Source organism: Pantoea sp. X-Soil-TKNS-1211, from assembly GCF_059730495.1.
The window spans coordinates 3808858-3828078 of the sequence record NZ_AP035953.1 but is presented as its reverse complement, the minus strand read 5'-3'; the positions used below and the strand labels follow the sequence as shown (position 1 = coordinate 3828078).

13 protein-coding genes are annotated in these 19221 nt (G+C 54.4%); 12 read left to right on the top strand and 1 reads right to left on the bottom strand.

The features are described 5' to 3' along the window. Window positions 1-16 precede the first annotated feature (16 nt). The 4 genes from AC6I8W_RS17970 to AC6I8W_RS17955 all read left to right on the top strand — a co-directional run bounded on the left by AC6I8W_RS17970 (window position 17) and on the right by AC6I8W_RS17955 (window position 5156). The gene (locus AC6I8W_RS17970) at window positions 17-826 is read left to right on the top strand and encodes a 5'-nucleotidase, lipoprotein e(P4) family (RefSeq protein ID WP_497838224.1); all 810 of its coding nucleotides are present in this window, start codon (window positions 17-19) and stop codon (window positions 824-826) included. 558 nt (window positions 827-1384) lie between these two features. After that, window positions 1385-2026, top strand: coding sequence for a carbonic anhydrase (locus AC6I8W_RS17965; protein ID WP_497838223.1), 642 nt, complete (start codon window positions 1385-1387; stop codon window positions 2024-2026). After that, complete coding sequence (locus AC6I8W_RS17960) at window positions 2023-3477, top strand: SulP family inorganic anion transporter (RefSeq protein ID WP_497836108.1); 1455 nt, start codon at window positions 2023-2025, stop codon at window positions 3475-3477. Before AC6I8W_RS17965 ends, AC6I8W_RS17960 begins: the two co-directional genes overlap by 4 nt. Window positions 3478-3731: 254 nt before the next feature. Then, window positions 3732-5156, top strand: coding sequence for a GGDEF domain-containing protein (locus AC6I8W_RS17955; protein ID WP_497836107.1), 1425 nt, complete (start codon window positions 3732-3734; stop codon window positions 5154-5156). Window positions 5157-5159: 3 nt separating this feature from the next. Here the strand turns inward: AC6I8W_RS17955 and ddlA are convergent, their stop codons facing one another. Further along, window positions 5160-6254 (bottom strand): D-alanine--D-alanine ligase, encoded by a 1095-nt coding sequence (gene ddlA, locus AC6I8W_RS17950; RefSeq protein WP_497836106.1) that lies wholly within the window; start codon window positions 6252-6254, stop codon window positions 5160-5162. A 576-nt stretch (window positions 6255-6830) separates the two neighbouring features. On the opposite strand from ddlA, the gene tssB reads away from it, so the two are divergent. The 8 genes from tssB (at window position 6831) to AC6I8W_RS17910 (ending at window position 19221) form a co-directional block, all read left to right on the top strand. Further along, a complete protein-coding gene (gene tssB, locus AC6I8W_RS17945) occupies window positions 6831-7328 on the top strand; it encodes a type VI secretion system contractile sheath small subunit (RefSeq protein ID WP_497836105.1) in 498 nt (165 codons plus the stop codon). A 38-nt stretch (window positions 7329-7366) separates the two neighbouring features. Next, complete coding sequence (gene tssC / locus AC6I8W_RS17940) at window positions 7367-8908, top strand: type VI secretion system contractile sheath large subunit (protein ID WP_497836104.1); 1542 nt, start codon at window positions 7367-7369, stop codon at window positions 8906-8908. A 15-nt stretch (window positions 8909-8923) separates the two neighbouring features. Further along, window positions 8924-10264, top strand: a complete 1341-nt coding sequence (gene tssK, locus AC6I8W_RS17935; protein ID WP_497836103.1) for a type VI secretion system baseplate subunit TssK — start codon at window positions 8924-8926, stop codon at window positions 10262-10264. Continuing rightward, window positions 10261-10941 (top strand): type VI secretion system protein TssL, short form, encoded by a 681-nt coding sequence (gene tssL, locus AC6I8W_RS17930; protein WP_497836102.1) that lies wholly within the window; start codon window positions 10261-10263, stop codon window positions 10939-10941. Before tssK ends, tssL begins: the two co-directional genes overlap by 4 nt. Then, window positions 10938-12530 (top strand): OmpA family protein, encoded by a 1593-nt coding sequence (locus AC6I8W_RS17925; RefSeq protein WP_497836101.1) that lies wholly within the window; start codon window positions 10938-10940, stop codon window positions 12528-12530. The genes tssL and AC6I8W_RS17925 overlap by 4 nt, the downstream gene beginning before the upstream one ends. A gap of 6 nt (window positions 12531-12536) precedes the next feature. Continuing rightward, window positions 12537-13037 (top strand): Hcp family type VI secretion system effector, encoded by a 501-nt coding sequence (locus tag AC6I8W_RS17920; protein WP_497836100.1) that lies wholly within the window; start codon window positions 12537-12539, stop codon window positions 13035-13037. Window positions 13038-13168: 131 nt separating this feature from the next. Further along, on the top strand, window positions 13169-15793 hold the full coding sequence (tssH, locus tag AC6I8W_RS17915) for a type VI secretion system ATPase TssH (protein ID WP_497836099.1): 2625 nt from the start codon (window positions 13169-13171) through the stop codon (window positions 15791-15793). A 77-nt stretch (window positions 15794-15870) separates the two neighbouring features. Continuing rightward, window positions 15871-19221 carry an ImcF-related family protein gene (locus AC6I8W_RS17910; protein ID WP_497836098.1) on the top strand — a complete coding sequence of 1117 codons (3351 nt, stop codon included), beginning with the start codon at window positions 15871-15873 and terminating at the stop codon, window positions 19219-19221.

The following is a 19221-nucleotide window of genomic DNA, read 5'->3' as shown; positions in this document are numbered from 1 at the left end:
GCTTAAGGATGAAATGATGAAAAAAACCACCTGGCTGGCTGGCTCTGGCCTGATGGTGCTGGTGCTGACCGGCTGCGCGCAGCCAGCAAAACAGCAGGCACAGACGCAACTTGCCCAGCAATCAGTGCTGGCCGTCAACTGGTTCCAGCAATCGGGTGAATATCAGGCGCTCAGCTGGCAGGCATTCAATACCGCGCGTATGGCGTTTGATCAGGCACCTTCGCTGGCCGGTAAGCCGAAAGCGGCGATTGTCGATCTCGACGAAACCATGATCGATAACAGCGCCTACAGCGCGTGGCAGGCGAAAAATGGCCAGCCATTCAGTGGCAAAACCTGGTCAGCCTGGACGCAGGCACGTCAGGCAACGGCGGTGCCGGGGGCAGTGGAGTTTGCCAACTACGTTAACAGCCATGGCGGCATCATGTTCTACGTCTCCAATCGTGACCAGAAAGATTACGCCGCGACGGTGGACAACCTGAAGAAACTCGGTTTTACCGGAGTGAGTGAAAAAACGGTGCGACTCAGTACTGGTAGTTCCAACAAACAGGCGCGTTTTGATGCTATCAAAGCAGAAGGCTATAACGTGGTGCTGTACGCCGGGGATAACCTGAATGACTTCGGTGGTGCCACCTGGCATCAAGGCAATGCGCAGCGCCAGGCCTTCGTGAGCAGTAACCATCAACGTTTTGGCACACAATTTATCGTGCTACCTAATCCCCTGTATGGTGACTGGGAGAGCGGGATGGCGGAAAACTACAACAAACTGACGCCGGAACAGCAATTGCAAGTACGTGAAGCGCGACTCAAAGCGTGGGACGGTAAATAATTCGTCAGACCCAAAAGCGCCTGCCAGGTCGGGCGCTGTTTAATCCTTTTTAGGTCCAGCAATATTTACTTTTCCTTGCAACTATTACCCCCCTCATTATTTTCCTGATCTCTTGCCATCTTAACCGGCCGAAAATAGCGTGTTATTCGGTAATAATCGGTATTTGATGGTGAAATCATCTAATCATAAATTTTATAATTAAGATATTTCCTGGTAAAAATGGCCGATCTGGTATGGAAGGGTTAAAGGCTTAATTGCTGTGTGTGTATTTTTTTGTCATTGCATTCAAAATCCATCATTTTTATTTTATTTAACTAGTTGATTTTAATTCGTATCATTCCGCGTAACATTACCGCTGCCTCTTGCATAACCTTACATTCATCTGACATAAACTGAATCTCAATTTACATTGAGATGCACGGGAAATATTCAGTGTGCATAACCACTCTTAAGCGTCTATAACCATTTTCTGTGAGGAAGCTCCACTTTTTCCCCTGAGCTATATCTTATTCACGGCGTTATTCGCCTGGATGCGATATTCCCGGACATTAAGAGAAGATAATTGTGACGACACTCAAACCCTTATTAGCGAAAAATCGCAGTTGGGCATTACAGCGCCGCCAGCGTAATCCGCACTATTTTGAAAAATATCTTCATCAGCAGAAACCGCACTCCCTGTGGATTGGCTGCTCCGATAGCCGTGTGCCAGCGGAAGTGTTGACCGGAGCGCACCCCGGCGAGCTGTTTGTCCATCGCAATATCGCCAATATGGTGGTGCCGGATGACGACAACCTGATGAGCGTATTGCAGTACGCGATTTTCTATCTTGGCGTACAACGCATTGTGTTGTGCGGCCATTACGGCTGTGGCGGGGTTCAGGCCGCACTGGGACTGCCTGAAAGCCCGCTTGCTAAAGAAGATTCGGCGCTGGCGCGGCGCATTGCGACCCTGCGCAGTGGCCTGGCGCAGGGGCTGGAGGCGTATCGTACCGCTGATGAGCAGGAAGAGGAGACCCACAAGCTGAACCGCCTGGTGGAAGCCAACGTACTGGCCCAGTTTGCTCAGTTGACTGGCAGCGAACCGGTACGATCGGCATGGCAGGCCGGTCAGTCGCTGGATGTGTTTGGTTGCGTGTATGACCTGCAATCCGGGCATCTTAAAGAGTTAATTCAGCAATCTACAGAGGAATCGATACCATGAATCTACAAACCTTGCGCCAGGATATTCCGGCCGGTCTGGTGGTTTTTTTGGTGGCGCTGCCACTCTGTCTCGGTATTGCCCAGGCCAGTGGCCTGCCGCCATTTGCCGGTCTGCTGACTGGGGTGATTGGCGGTTTGCTGGTCACCGCCTTGAGTCCGTCGCGTTTTGCCGTCAGTGGCCCGGCTGCCGGGTTAGTCACCATTGTGGTGGCATCGATTGAGACGCTGGGTAGCTTCTCCGCCTTTCTGACGGCATTGATGCTTGCCGGTTTATTGCAGTGTCTGTTTGGTTTGCTGCGCGCCGGACGTTTTATCGCACTGGTGCCGGGCAGCGTCATCAAAGGTATGCTGGCCGCGATTGGTATTCTGCTGATTATCCAGCAGATTCCGGTGGCACTAGGGGCCGCAGGCGATGCGGAGCTGGTGTCGTTGGTCAACGGCGAGTTTGCTTTCTCCGCGTCGGCGATGCTGGTGGCGGGCGTTGGATTAGCGATCCTCTGGCTGTGGACCACGCCGCTGGTCAAATCGATCAAAGCGTTGAGCTGGATACCCGGCCCATTGGTGGCGGTGTTGGTGGGATGTTTGGCCACGGTGTCTGGCATCGCGGGCCTGCCGCGTATCGCCCTGCCAGAGTTTGATAGCATGGCACAGCTTGCAGGCGAGCTGGAAACCCCGGACTGGCTGGCCTGGCGTAATCCGTCGGTGTGGGTAGTGGCGGTGACGCTGGCGCTGGTTGCTAGCCTGGAAACGCTGCTGAGTCAGGAGGCGTTGAAAAAGCTGCGCCCACAACATCCGGCACCTTCGCCGAATAAAGAGATGTTTGCGCAGGGGGTGGGTAATCTTACCGCTGGTTTGCTCGGGGCGATGCCGATCACCGCGGTGATTGTACGCAGTTCGGTCAACGTCAGTGTCGGCGCGCAAACCAAGGTATCGATTCTGTTGCATGGCGTGTTGCTGCTGATTTGCGGTTTATGGTTTAGCGATTTGCTGAACGCCATCCCGCTCGCCAGTCTGGCGGCGGTGTTGCTCTACACCGGCTATAAGCTGGCGACACCGCGGCTGTTCATCGAACAGATGCGTATGGGCGCGCAGCAATATATCCCTTTCCTCGCCACCATCGGCGGCATCATCGTGTTTGGCATGCTGGCGGGGATTGGTATCGGTATCGCGACCCAACTCCTGTGCAGCCTCTATCAAAGCCATCGAAATGCGTTGCAGCTGACCCGCTATGACGACCATTACGTGTTGCGCTTCCAGCAGAATCTGACTTTTATTCACAACCCCAAATTGCAGGGGCTACTGGCGGAGATCCCGGAAAATAGTGTGGTGATTGTGGACCACGACAATGCCGAGTATCTCGACCCCGACGTCAAAGCAGTGCTACAGGATTTTGGCGAAAGTGCAGATAAACGTGGCATTCGTCTGAGTCAGTGGCCGGTTGCGGTAAAATAGCAATCGGTTAGCCACTGAAATTTGTGTTTTGGCTTAAAAATCGGATATCTCGGATATCCGATTTTTTTGTTTACAGGGCATAATTATCCCGCTTTTCTCCAACATCCTTCTATGTCGGACATGGATTCAGCCGTAGAGTTGAAGGATGAACACGAGCTTAATTAACGAATCAGATTACTAACTTTTCAGGTCTAATGCCTGCTGATGCCCACCGGCGTATGGCAGCGACTTTCCAGGTTACAGGGTTCAGACGTATGCGCGTTAAGCTGTTTGCAGAGAATAATTTTAAAAAGAATGCTCTCTCACTGTTCCTCATCACGCTTTTTTTCTGCTTTATTGGCAGCCATTTGCGTGTGCCGCAGGAGCTGTCGCTGTTCTGGCCGGTCAACGCGCTGATTGCCGGGTTGATGGTGCGTAATCCGTTTCTGCATCGCATTTCCAGTTATCTGGTGTGCTTTGTCGCGATGGTGTTTAACGACACGGTATTTTCTGGCTGGGCGCTGCCTGCGGTCACCCTCAATGTGGCCAATATTCTGTTTATTCTGGTGGCGGTGAGCATGCTAATTAAGCATCTGCTGCCACCTTCAGCGAATAGCCAGGTGATCAACGCGATGCGTATTTTCCCCGCCTGCCTGCTGGCGGCGCTGGCCTGTGCCACCTGGGGAGCCTGGGTGCAGGAAGTGGATTTCAACGCACGCTTTATTACCGCCTGGGGCGATTGGTTCAGCGAACAATTTTCCACGTCATTAATGTTGCTTCCCGTGCTGTTGGCGCGTCCGTTGCGCACCGTCCCGTGGCGTTCATTGTTGCATCCTGGAAAACTGCTGCCGCTGACGGGTGTGGTGGTGTCGCTCACCATTGGCGCGATGATCGGTGGGGCTGGTAGCCTGACCTTTCCGGTGCCAGCGCTGATCTGGTGTGCCATTGTATTGCCGATTCCGATCACCAGCCTTGTGCTGTTGATCACCGGTATCACCGAAATTATTCTGGTCTCGCACGGCGTGATGAATATTCAAGGGGATGATGCCTTGTTGCCCATCAGCCATCTGACCTCGGTACGCCTGGGGGTGGCGACCATCACCATTAGCCCGCTGTTGGTGGCCGTCAGTATGGATGCCATCCGGCAGTTGAATCAGCGTTTGTCATTGCGCGCCAATTTTGATTTTCTCACCCAACTGTTGTCGCGTTCCGGGCTGTATGAAAATCTGCGTCAGGAGCCGTTCTCACCGCAGCGTGCAGCAGGGGTGGTGATGCTGGATGTCGATTATTTCAAAACCATTAATGATAACTTTGGTCATGATGCCGGTGATGGCGTGCTGGAGGAGATTGCGCGCCGCATTCAGGATGTGGTGAACAATCGTGGCCTGGTTTGCCGCTTTGGCGGCGAAGAATTTGTGGTGGTGGTGTTTGATTACAATCACAGCCAGCTGTATCAACTGGCTGAAGCTATCCGCCAATCAATGGTCAGAGAGAAATTCTGGTTGCAGGGGAATACTGTCACGGTTACCGCCAGCCTGGGGCTGGCGTTGAGCAATGCAGTGAACGAGCGTGAGTGGCAAGGGGTGGTTAACCGCTTGATTTCGGCGGCTGACAAAAACCTCTACCTGTCGAAACGCAATGGCCGCAATCAAACTTCGCCAGTTGTGGAGCCACGCGCGCTGGTTAACGACGTGGCCTGACGTTTACATGCTACTTTTCAGTGCGCAGCTCTGCTGATGGCGTTCCTGCGCCAGTTCAATCAGGCGAGTGATCAGCGCACTGTAGCCCAGACCGGCTGCCTGCCATAACTTCGGATACATGCTGATGTTGGTAAAGCCGGGTAACGTATTGACTTCATTGACGATGATCTTTCCGTCTTCTGTCAGGAACACATCGACACGCGCCATCCCGTTGCACTCCAGTGTCTGAAACGCTTGCAGTGCCACGGCACGAATCGCTTCGCTATCTTCTGTGCTAATTGCGGCGGGCACCACCACCTGGGCACCGCTCTCGTTGATGTACTTGGTGTCATACGAATAAAACGCATCGTGCACCACCACTTCTCCGCAGGGACTGGCGACAGGTTCATCATTACCCAACACAGCACACTCGATTTCACGCCCTTTAATGCCTTGTTCAATCAGGACTTTGCGGTCAAAGGTAAAGGCGAGATCAAGTGCCGCAGCGAATTCTTCCATGCAGCTGACTTTGCTGACGCCGACCGAAGAACCCTGGTTGGCGGGTTTGATAAATAACGGCAGGCCAAATTTATCCACCACCGCCTGTACATCGAGGCGGACGCGCTGCGCCTGAGTGACGCTAATCCATGGCGCAACGTTGAGTCCGGCATCGCGCAGCAGGCGTTTGGTAAAGTCTTTATCCATGCTGACGGCAGAACCCAGCACCCCGGAACCGACAAATGGTAGATTAGCCATGCGCAGCAAACCTTGCAGCGAACCATCTTCACCCAGGGTGCCGTGCACAATCGGGAAAATCACATCGACTTGCGACAGCGGATGAGCATTCTGGCGCGTAATCAGCTGCTGCGATGCCTGGCCGGGAACCAGCGCCACATTCTCGCCGGAGCGATTGAGAGCGATCAACGATGGGTTTTCCGCATTCAGCAGAAAGCCGGATGCATCATTCAGATGCCACTCGCCTTGCTTATCGATACCCAGCAGCACCACCTCGAATTTGCTGGTATCGATGGCCTCAAGAATGTTTTTGGCTGATTGTAATGACACTTCATGTTCGGCTGACTTGCCGCCAAAAATGATCCCCACGCGCTGTTTTGCCATTGTTTTTTGTCCGGTTACGATAAAGCGAATGGCTAAGATAGCACGGGGTGTTAAGGGGGGAAATCAGATGAGGAGAAGGGCGGATAGCGGCGAAAAAAATCCCCTCGGAAGAGGGGATGCCTAATCTATTCAGGCGAACACCAGGGAAATAATATCTTAACTATACCAAAGTATAGTTAGCGTAAATGTCGGGTTGATCAAAAAATTGGAAAATTGATTCTCGTGAGCAGTAGCTGTAGGAAGACAATTCCGACAACTTCGTTTAATGCTTGCCAGTTACGCGATGGGGTTAACTGGATGGCATTACGTAATGAGTTGAAATTTTGGATGTTTTTTATTTATGAGGAATGAATTATTAATCTGATTTCTTTATTTTTTTTCATAAAAAAATATGAAAATTCCTGGTATTTATTTGCACCAGGCTGTTTATTGTCAGCCGTTTTTTTCTGCGATACGTACCGAAATATATAATTTCAGGCGTTGCATCTTTTAAGAATTCTCATTTATATTGCTCAAGTTTTACACACGGAAAGGGTTGTCCAGTCGATTTTTATGCCATTTTTACAAGGAGTAAATATGAGCAATTCTTATCAAAATGAGATTCCTAAAGCACGTGTCAATATCAAGCTCGACCTGCATACGGGGGGAAGTCAGAAGAAAGTTGAGTTGCCGCTCAAGCTATTGGTTACGGGGGATTTTAGTCACGGCAAGGAGACCCGCCTGCTCTCTGAACGAGAAAAAATCGAGGTTAACAAAAACAATTTCAACAATGTATTGGCGGCATTTTCGCCTGCCATCAATCTGAATGTAACGGACACCCTGGCTGCAGACGGTAGCGAACAGTGGTTAAATCTGACCTTCCGTGAGATCAAAGATTTTGAACCGGAACAGGTTGCCCGCCAAATTCCCCAACTGAAAGCGATGCTCGCCATGCGCAATTTATTGCGCGATCTTAAATCCAATCTGCTCGATAACGTAACCTTCCGCAAAGAGTTTGAAGCCATCCTGAAAGATCCCGCGCTGAGCGATGCATTACGCGCTGAACTGACTGCCCTGGTGCCGGGAAAAGCTTGATCACCAGCGATTTAATGGATTAATACGAGAGAAAAGTCATGTCTGCAAAAAATGAAACTGCTACTGGCGGTCAAGCGACTGTGCTTGAAAGACCTGAATCAGCCTGTGTTTATACCTCCCTGTTCGAAAAAATTAATCTCAATCCAGTAGCGCATCTCAGTGATTTGGAGGTCTGGCAGGACAGCCAGGCCATGTCTGATGCCAGCACTGATGAACGCGTCACCGCAGCGATGCAGGTGCTATTGGAGTGCCTGAAGCAGAGTGGATTGAAAGTAGAGAAACTCAATAAAACGCTGCTGGATCATCATATTGCACAATTGGATCAGCAAATCAGCCGTCAACTTGACCTGGTGATGCATCACCCCATTTTTCAGCAAGTCGAGTCCACCTGGCGTGGGCTTAAATCGCTGGTTGATAAGGCTGATTTTCGCCAAAACGTCAAAATTACCTTGTTGGATCTTTCTAAAGAAGCTTTACGTCAGGATTTTGAAGATTCTCCAGAGATTATCCAGAGCGGCCTCTATCTCCAGACTTATGTCAGCGAATATGACACGCCCGGTGGCGAACCGATTGCTGCCATTATCTCAGCGTGGGAGTTTGATGCCTCCGCACAGGATGTTGCCCTGTTGCGTAATATTGCGCAGGTCGCCGCGTCGGCGCACATGCCGTTTATCGGATCCGTGGGGCCAGCATTCTTCCTGAAAGAGAATATGGAAGAGGTCGCGGCCATCAAGGATATTGGCAACTACTTCGACCGCGCCGAATACCTCAAGTGGAAGTCCTTCCGCGAAAGCGATGATGCACGTTATATCGGCCTGACCATGCCGCGTGTGTTGGGACGCTTGCCGTATGGTCCGGATACCCTGCCGGTGCGTAGCTTCAACTACCAGGAGGAGGTAAAAGGCCCGGATCATGACAAGTATCTGTGGATCAACGCATCTTTTGCCTTTGCCACCAATATGGTGCGCAGTTTTATCCACAACGGCTGGTGCGTACAAATTCGCGGTCCGCAAGCCGGAGGAGCGGTGCAGGACCTGCCAATTCATCTCTATGATCTTGGCACCGGCAATCAGGTGAAAATTCCTTCTGAAGTGATGATCCCGGAAACCCGTGAGTTTGAGTTTGCCAATCTTGGCTTTATCCCGCTGAGTTACTACAAAAATCGCGATTATGCCTGCTTTTTTTCGGCAAATTCGACGCAAAAACCCATCCAGTATGACACTGCCGATGCGACTGCTAACAGTCGCATCAACGCCCGTCTGCCTTACGTTTTTCTGCTGTCGAGAATTGCGCACTACCTGAAGATGATCCAGCGCGAAAATATCGGTACGACCAAGGATCGGCGTTTGCTGGAGATGGAGTTGAACGCCTGGGTACGAAGTCTGGTCACCGAGATGACCGACCCTGGTGATGATCTCCAGGCATCACATCCACTGCGTGATGCCAGGGTGGTGGTGGAAGACATTGAGGATAACCCTGGCTTTTTCCGCGTGAAGTTGTTCGCAGTGCCACATTTCCAGGTGGAAGGTATGGATGTCAACCTGTCGCTGGTTTCACAGATGCCAAAAGCGAAATCGTAAGGGTGGTATTCAGGGATGAAAACAGAACAACCGCTCTGGGGGCGGGGGGTGATGATCTCGCCCCAGCATTTTCAGCAGCAATCAACATGGACCGAGTGGCGCAGTGAGTGTCTGGCAAAGATGGGACTTAATCACCCCTGGGGGGTGTTTCAGGCCGAGTTCGAACCAGAGTCACTGAAGCAGGAGCGGCTCCAGCCTCGCCATCTGCATGTTCGCTTCAGCGATGGAACGCTGATTGATACCCAGAATGCCGATCCGCTCCCGCCCACACTGACGTTGAGCGCTGAACACCAGGAAGTGGAGGTCGTTCTGGCACTGCCACAGATGTACGCGAATGGTGGTAACTGCCTACAACCCGACCAGGTAGCGGAACGTCCGGTGCGTTTTCGTCAGCGTTGGCGTGACATCCGTAATCTGTTTGGCGATGACTCACGACAGATTGCCGTGTTACATCCTGAGCTGGCGCTGCGTTATGCCCATCAGGACAACAGCGAGTGGTTGACTTGTCCGGTCGCGCGTCTGCAACGGGATACTCAGGGGGGCTGGACATTGGACCACCAGTTTCTTCCCCCGTTATTGGTGCTGAGCGGAAGCTGCTGGTTAATGACCGCGCTGGAACAACTGATGACGCAGTTGCGCGCACGGCTGACCCGGCTGATGGCGATGCGTCGCGAAAGCAACCAGCGCATGGCCGATTTTGCCGTCGCAGATGTGTCGCTGTTCTGGCTGTTGAATGCGTTAAACAGCGCTGAACCGGTGTTGGCGAATTTCCTGCGTCATCCACAAAGTGCGCCGGAGCGGTTATACCCGGAGTTAGCGCGGCTGGCCGGTGGTTTGCTGACCTTTTCCCTTGAGCATCAGACCAATGCCATCCCGCTCTATCGACATGATGATCTTAACAACGTATTTCCGGCGTTATTCAGTCTGCTGTCCAGGCTGTTGGAAGCCAGCCTGCCATCGCGCGTGGTGGCGATTGAGATGAGCCATGACCGAAGACTGCGCCAGTGGCTGGCTCGTCTCAATGATCCGCGTTTGCGTGAAGAGGCTGATTTTTATCTTTCGGTGCGTTCACCTTTACCGGTGGTGCAACTACAGGAACAAGTACCACGCCAGTGCAAAGTGGGCAGCCCGGATGATGTGATGAGTCTGGTGAATACCTCACAGTTGGGGATTCCGCTCCAGCCATTGAGCCGTGTTCCCGCAGCCCTTCCTTTGCGGCTGGAAAATCAATATTTCTCCCTCGACCTGTCACACCCGGCTGCACGTACGATGCTGGAGAGTGGCTGCTGTATGTTTTACGTTCCCGGAACACTGGGAGACCCGGAGCTTGAACTCTTCGCAGTACTAAGAACATGAGTGACAACCAACAGGGAGGTTTTGTGGATATCGATGCACTGATGCAGAACAGCTGGCTGCAGGTCATTAGTCTGCGGCATCAGCCACGATTTAAGGAGGGGGAGGGTAAAGCGCTATGGCAGCGTTGCGTAGCCGATGTTAAGCAGGTGCAGCAGGTACTGCGCGATGCGGGTGCCAGTGACGAATGCCGTCAGGACATTCTGTTGGCGCATTGTGCATTGCTTGATGAAGCCGTGAAAGGGCGTGGCGTGCAGGATGACGCTTGTATGCAGTGGTATCACCTGCCACTTCAGGGGCACTTTCTGCACTCCATCGATGCCGGTGAAACCTTGTGCGACCGAATGCGGCAGGTACTTAGCCAGCCAGTGGCGGATGCCATGGTGTTGATGTGCTTTCATAGGGTGATGTTGCTGGGATTTCTTGGTGGCTATCCGTCACTGGAAACCGCAGAACGCCAAAATCTGGTCAGCGCGTTGAATAAGCGTGTTCCTCCCTTCGGGCATGCTACCGATCAACGCCTGCTGGCCGTGGCGGATAGTGGTCTAAGGCGGGGTATATTGAGCCACTGGTCGGTGCGTCTGGGGCTTTCAGGATTAATGCTGTTGGCAATGTGGTGGGGGCTGGATAGCTGGTTGGATCAACTGATAGCGACTCTGCTGCCAGAGGTGAAGGGATGACCGCTTTACTGCGGCGCATAAAGAGAGGTTGGGCTGCGATCCACCGCCCACCTTCCGTCTTGCCATTCAGCGAGGCGCTGCCCGAAGAGAGTTATCGCCTGCCGGTGGTGCTGTGCTGCGGTGATGACACGCATGACTGGCCGGAAGTGGAAGCCGTCCGTCTGGTGCCACAGGGATGTTGGATACGCATCCACGCCAGCAGCGAACTACAGCACGTACTACGGCAATTGCTGCAATGGCGTCCTGGCTGGGGAGCCCAGATTGCCATCTGTGTCAGCGTGAATCCGCAACAACATACACAGCTGACAACCCTGGAAAAACAGCTGCATGAATTACGTTGGCAGATTGCCATGCTGCGTCGTGAAGTGCGGCAGGCGCTGCCGCTGCTGTTAAGCATACGGGTGGCGGGCAACATCACACTGACGGCACAACCGCTGTGGCAAGTCACCCTGGCAGGGACGGGTACACAGATTTGGTATGAAGGCCAGGCACCGCAATCCAGTGAGCAGTGGTTAGCGCAGGCAGATGCCAACGTAATCCAGCAGCAGATCTTGTTTAACGCCTTGGATAGCAACTTCAGTCAGCGTGTGCTGGGTTTTTTATCCGCAGAACACCCGGATGTGGCGCCGGTTGCCCCTCATGCCATGCTCTGCGCGCTGCAATCCACGCTGCCACAGGAGCAGTCTGATTCGCTTTGGCAGCAAGGATTGTCTGGCTGCACCACGCTGCGGTCGGTTGCTGGCTGGTCGGCAAACCATGGGGGGAATGTCCAACCCAACTTCATTTTACCCTTGTTACCGCGCGGGCAGGACGTTACCCCTCTTCGCCGGGTGTTGCCGATGGCGCTGAGCTTATTTCTCGGGTTTGCTTTTATCGCGCTCTGTTGCAGCGCATGGAATAACCAGGCGCTTATCCATCGTATCGCGTTCGATCTCGCCCATTACCACCGTATCACCATGATCGATGTGGCTCCGAAAGCCGCGGCTGTCGCGGTGCTGCGCGAGGATGCAGCACAGTTGGATCAGTGGGCGCGCCAGGGTGAACCCTTCTCACTGGGAATGGGGCTGTATCGTGGCGAGCGTTTGCAACTGTCGGTGCTGGATGCCATTCGTAGCTGGCACCCTCCTCCATCACATCCACGTCAGCCTGCTATCCAACCACAGGCGACAATTGCGCAGCTCGATAGCCTGGCTCTGTTCAATTCTGGCAAGGCAGAGCTGAAGTCGGGTTCCACCAAAATGTTGATCAACGCCCTGGTTGGCATTCGCGCAAAACCGGGCTGGCTGATTGTGATTAGCGGCCATACCGACAATACCGGTGACCCCGGATTTAATCAGCAGCTTTCGCTAAAACGTGCGGAGGCGGTACGTAACTGGATGCGAGATAGCGGGGCTATCGCGGAGAGCTGTTTTGCGGTGCAGGGGTACGGTGTGAGTCGTCCACTTGCTACTAACGATACCCCGGAGGGGCGCGCAACCAACCGGCGTGTCGAAATTCGTCTGGTGCCGCAGGCTGATGCCTGTCAGGAGCCGGATGACACCCTGCTGTCATCACGGGATGGTGACGGTAACCAACACTTAACGGAGTAAAAAATTATGGCGATTCCAGTTTATCTGTGGCTGAAAAACGATGGCGGCGTCGATATTAAAGGTTCGGTTGAGGCCGAGCATCGGGAGGGAAGTGTTGAGGTCGTGGCACTGAAACATCAGGTGCATATTCCTACCGATGGTAATACCGGCAAGGTGACGGGCGCTCGTGTGCATGCCCCCTTGCAGTTTACCAAAGCGGTCGACTCCTCGAGCCCGTATCTCTACAAGGCGGTAACCACCGGTCAGACACTTAAAAGCGCCGAGTTTAAATGGTATCTCATTGATAGCGGTGGGAACGAAGTGGAGTACTTCAATACCACGTTGGAAAACGTCAAGGTCGTAAAGGTAAGCCCACTGATGCATGACATCAAAGATCCCTCCAAAGAGAAGCACAATCACCTGGAAGAGATTGAGCTGCACTACGAAAAAATCATCTGGACCTTCAAAGAAGGCAACATCATTCATTCTGATGAGTGGAATGCGCGGCAGGTCGCCCTTGCTGGCTAAACCCATGCGGACGGTAATACCGTCCGCTCTTTTCCTGCCTGCGCGGGCTTTCAATAAACATCGGAAGTTGACACCTGATGGGCATGGGTTACGGCCAGGGGCGGTAGCGTGCCTGAAATGGAGAAATAAAAATGGAACACCAGTCCGCCGTTCTGCTACGACGTCTCAACCCCTTCTGCGCCCGTGCGCTCGAAGCTGCGGCCTCTTTATGTCAGAGCCGTGCCCACACGGAAATCACCCCCGAACATTGGCTGCTGAAGCTGCTGGAAGCAGGCGAAGGCGATCTGACGGTGATCGCCCGTCGTTATGCGTGGGATTTGGATGATATCTGGCAATCCCTGTTGCGTTATCTGGAGACTCAGCCTCGCTCCGTACGCAGCAATCCCTCGCTTTCAGCACGCTTGCAAGCCTTGTTGAAACAGGGCTGGCTGTGCGCTTCGCTGGAAAATGAAAGCACACAGATTCGTACGCTTCATTTGCTAATGGCGCTGGCGGATACCCCGATGCTGCTGGAGTGCGATGAACTCTGGCCGTTACTGACGCTGGGCAAAACCCAGCTTGATCGCTTGTGCCCGCTGCTTGAGGAGCAGTCTGATGAACGGGTCAGACCGCCCGAGATTTTCAGCGCTGCTTTGGCATTGCCTCCATCCATGGCGAATAGCGATTGCCATCAGGCGGTGCTGGATCGCTTTACCCTTGATCTCACTGCCCGCGCTCGAGCAGGTCATATTGACCCGGTTTTTGGTCGTGACAGTGAAATCCGTCAGATGGTGGATATCCTGGCCCGCCGGCGTAAAAACAACCCGATTCTGGTGGGGGAACCTGGCGTAGGTAAAACTGCGCTGGTGGAAGGGCTGGCGCTGCGCATCGTGCAGGGTAACGTGCCAGATAGCCTGAAGTTGGTGAGCGTTCGCACGCTTGATCCGGGTCTGCTCCAGGCGGGAGCCGGTGTAAAAGGTGAGTTTGAGCAACGGCTGAAAAATATTATTGCCGCCGTGCAGCAGTCACCCTGTCCAGTACTGCTGTTTATTGACGAAGCCCATACCCTGATCGGCGCAGGTAATCAGGTGGGCGGTGCTGATGCCGCCAATCTGCTGAAACCGGCACTGGCGCGAGGTGAACTACGCACTATCGCGGCCACCACTTGGAGTGAATACAAACAATATTTCGAGCGTGATGCAGCACTGGAACGGCGCTTTCAACGTGTGCAGGTTGATGAACCGGATGATGAAACCGCTTGCCTGATGTTACGCGGTTTGAAGTCCCGCTATGCACAGCATCACGGCGTCTATATTTCGGACGAAGCGGTACGGGCAGCGGTAAGCCTTTCGCGGTGTTATTTGGTGGGCCGCCAATTACCGGATAAGGCCGTTGATCTGCTGGATACCGCCAGTGCGCAGGTGCGGATGAGCCTGGACACCGTACCGGAATCGCTCACACGACTCAGGGCACAGATCACCGGTCTGGAAATGGAGCAGCAGGCGTTACTGGAGGATTGTGCGGTGGGCCATTATGACGGTAACAACCGTCTCGCCGAAACCCGGCAGCTTATCCGTCAGCGTAATGATGATCTTGCCGCGTTAGAAATGCGTTATCAGCAGGAAAAAGGGCTGACGGAGCAGTTACTGGCCTGCCGCAGCGACCCTTCCCGGGAGCAAGAGATTGCCGCCCTACAGGATCGACTGGTGAAGATTCAACAGGCAACCCCGCTACTGGCGCTGGATGTGGACGCACGCACGGTGGCGCATGTGGTGGCTGACTGGACCGGCATCCCACACTCCTTGTTGATGAAAGATGAGCAAAGCGAGCTACTGGTGTTGGACGTCGCCCTGGCCGAGCGTGTTGTTGGGCAGGATCACGCGTTGCACGCGATTGCGCAGCGGCTACGCGCGACAAAAACCGGTCTCGCCGCAGAAAATGGGCCACAGGGTGTATTTCTGCTGGTGGGGAGCAGCGGTACAGGGAAAACCGAAACTGCGCTGGCGCTGGCAGATACCCTCTACGGTGGACAGCGGTCACTGATTACCCTCAACCTCAGCGAATATCAGGAAGCGCATACCGTCAGTCAGCTCAAAGGCTCACCGCCCGGCTACGTCGGTTATGGACAGGGAGGTGTCCTGACGGAAGCGGTGCGCAAACGTCCCTACAGCGTGGTGCTACTGGATGAAGTGGAAAAGGCGCACCGCGATGTGTTGAACCTGTTTTATCAGGTGTTCGATCGCGGCTTTATGCGTGATGGTGAAGGGCGTGAGATCGATTTTCGGAACACCGTTATTCTGATGACCTCCAATCTCGGCAGTGACCAACTGATGCAGCACCTGGAGCAACAACCTGACGCCAGTGATGCCGATTTACAGCAAAGATTACGTCCGCTATTGCGCGACCATTTCCAATCCGCCCTGTTAGCGCGCTTCCAGACGGTGATATACCGACCGTTGGCTCCGACGGCGCTGCGTACCATCGTTGCCATGAAACTGGAGCAGGTCAGCCAGCGGCTGGCTCGTCATTACGGCATCCGTACTCACCTTGAAGAGAGCCTGTATGAGGCGCTGACCACCGCCTGCCTGTTGCCGGATACTGGCGCCCGCAACATCGACAGCTTGCTGAACCAACAGATTCTTCCGGTGCTGAGCCAACAATTGCTGACGCTGATCGCCGCCGGACGGAAACCCGCCATCCTGACGCTGGGCTGGGATGAGGAGCAGGGCATCGTACTGTCGTTGCACGATCACACTATCGCTGTGGCCGGAGCTTAACCCGCTGCGCTAAGTGATGTTGGTGCTGATTGCCCGCGATCTCTCTGGAAGGGTAACAACAGGAATTGTAAGACCCTATGAATAAGCAAGAAAAACTGACCACTTTCTCAACGGCGTTAACGGTAGTAGTGACCCTTGTGACTGCTGCTGTGCCGGTGATAGTGGGGGGAGTACTGGCGTGGATCTTCTTACTGGAACGCGCCACGGAGTGGAACGCGCTGTTCCATCTTTTGATGAGCGGCTTAGCCGCTTGGGTGGGATTGCTTTGCCTGCTTGTTCTTGGTGTTGCTATCGGCAAGGGCAATATTCGTGGTGCCGTGAGGACCAAAACCGAAAAATGCCCGCCAGAAGAGACTCAGCAACCGATGATAACAGTGTTACTTCACCATTTGCGCGCCCGCTACACCCTGTTCTGGCGCAGTAACGTCCGTCTGTTACTGATCACCGGGGAGGATGCCGCTATCGATGCCCTGGTTCCCGGTTTGAGGACACAACAATGGCTGGAAGGCCAGCGTACGGTACTGATTTATGGCGGCAATCTGCGCACCGAGGTAGATCGGGAAAAACTCGCTGCTTTGCGTACGTTACGCCCCCGCTGCCCACTCGATGGTATCGTGCTGGTGTTGGGGGCGGATGACGTTTTAACTGCGCACCGCAGTGATACGTCCCTGCGTGCGTTGGAGGGCATCAGCGCTATGCTGCGCTGGCAGGCTCCGGTTTGGCTATGGCAGTCACTCGGCAGCAAATGGCCACAGGAAGGGCATGAGCCCTGCGCGGTGGGTGTAACCTTTGCCGCTGGTGCAAAGTCTGAAGATATTCAGCAGCAGCTGGATAATGTGCAACCTGCCCTGCGCGCGCGGGGAATGGCGCAGGTCGCGCACAACATCAGTCATGATTGGTTATTACGCTTGTCGCAACAACTTGCCGAGGGGGGCAGCCTGCTTTGGCAGCAGCACCTGGCACCCTGGTTCGCTCCGCAATCTTCCGTACCGTTATGCGGCTTGATGTTTAGTTTGCCAGACGCAACGTCCATCGATGTTTATCCGCATGCGTTGCCGCATCCCTCTCTTTGGCAGCAGATTACCCGCGATGAGATGAAAGGCCGTCGCATCGGATTGCCCTGGCAGAAGACGCTGGTCTGGTCGCTGCTGGGGCTGATGCTGCTGTGGGCAACGGGTATGCTGGTGTCGTTTATGGTTAACCGATCGCAGGTGATGAGTGCTGCACAGGAGGTCAGGACGCTGGTGAAGAACCCGGCCATCAATGACGAGCAACTGATCACATTACATCATCTGCGTAATGATCTTGGCCGTCAGCAGCACTGGATGGCGCAGGGTACGCCCTGGTATCAACGTTTCGCTCTCAGTCATACCCGTGAACTTTATAGCGCGTTGCTACCCTGGTATGGCGTGACGAGTCATCGTGTGATTCACGATTCCGCCCGTGTGGCGCTCGAAGCGCAGCTCACCCGCCTGGCAGAATTGCCGCCTGATAGCCCGCTGCGTGCGTCCCTGGCGCCCTCCGGCTATAACCAATTGCAGGCCTGGCTGATGATGTCACGCCCCGACCGTGCCGCAGCCGATTTCTTTGCGCAGACGATGAAAGAGGTGGAACCACAACGTGACGGGATCTCCACCAGTCTGTGGCAAAGCCTGGCACCGGACTTATGGGCCTTCTATGCTGCCTCGTTATCCTCGCAACCCCAATGGGCGATTCAACCTGACCCGGAGCTGCTTGCGCAGGTGCGGCAGGTCTTACTCCAGCAAATTAGTCGCCGCAATGCGGAGAGCACGCTGTATACCAATCTGTTGCAGGCGGTGCGGCGTAACTATGCTGATGTCGATTTGGAAGATATGACGGCAGGCACCGATCCACACCGACTGTTTACCAGCGATAAGGTGGTTCCCGGCATGTTTACCCGTCAGGCATGGGAAGGCGGAGTGCAGCAGGCGATTGAGAAAGCCGCGCGGGAACGCCGTGAGGAGATAGATTGGGTATTGAGCGATAGCCGCAGCGCGCTGGCGCAGGATGTCTCACCCGAGGCGCTACAGGAGCGGTTGACGCAGCGCTACTTCACCGATTTTGCCGCCAGCTGGCTGAATTTTCTCAACGAGTTGCGGCTGAACCCGACCCACAACATCGCCGATGTGACGGACCAACTCACTTTGATGAGTGACGTGCGTCAGTCGCCGTTGATTGCATTGATTAATACCCTCGCGTGGCAAGGGCAGACCGGACAACGGCGTGAGGCGGTTGCCGCCAGCCTGCTTAACTCGGCGAAAACGCTGATTGGCCGTAAGGCGCAACCGGTCATTGACCAGCAACCCGCTGAACCCACAGGGCCGCTGGATAGCACCTTCGGCCCGTTGCTGGCGCTGGTGGGACGGAGCAACGGATCGCAACTGATGGCGGCCGACAGCTCTCTCAGCCTGCAAACTTACCTGACACGTATCACTCGGGTTCGTCTCAGATTACAGCAGGTAGCTGCCGCGCCTGATCCCCAGGAGATGTTACAGGCGCTGGCCCAGACCATTTTTCAGGGCAAAAGCGTAGACCTGACCGACACCCAGCAGTATGGCAGCCTGATGGCGGCCAGTCTCGGGGAAGAGTGGAGTGGTTTTGGTCAGACGCTGTTTGTCCAGCCATTAGCGCAGGCGTGGGAGACCATCCTGCAACCCTCGGCAGTCAGTCTGAATGCGCAGTGGCGGCGGGCAGTGGTGGACAACTGGCGTAATGCGTTTGATGGCCGCTATCCGTTTGCTGCCAGCAACAGCGACGCTTCGCTGCCAATGCTGGCGGAGTTCATCCGTAAAGATGCTGGCCGCCTCGATAGTTTCCTGAACCATCGTCTCGCTGGGGTGTTGCAAAAAGAGGGCAGCCACTGGGTGCCAGATCGCGCACACAGCCAGGGGCTGACGTTCAATCCGGCCTTCCTGCAAGCGGTCAATCAGTTACGCGAGCTGGCGGATATTCTGTTCACCGACGGCACCCAGGGCATCAGCTTTGAATTGCAGGGGCGTCCGGTGTCCGAGGTAATGGAAACGCATCTGACGATAGATGGGCAAAAGCTCCGCTACTTCAATCAGATGGCGGAATGGCATGCCTTCCGCTGGCCGGGTGAGAGTGTAAAACCGGGTGCGCTGTTGAGTTGGTCGACGGTGGGCAGCGGAGGCCGTGTGTACGGCGATTACGCTGGCACCTGGGGGTTTATTCGCTGGCTGGAGCAGGGGAAGCGTCAGCAACTGGATCACAGCCAGTGGATGCTGAGCTTTGCCACCGCCGATAAACGCAACCTGCAATGGGTGCTGCGTAGCCAAATGAGTGATGGCCCTCTGGCTTTGTTACGGTTACGCGGCTTCACCTTACCGGATGAGATCTTCAGCGTAGATGCAGACGCGGCTGCACAGGTGCTGACGCGATATGAATAA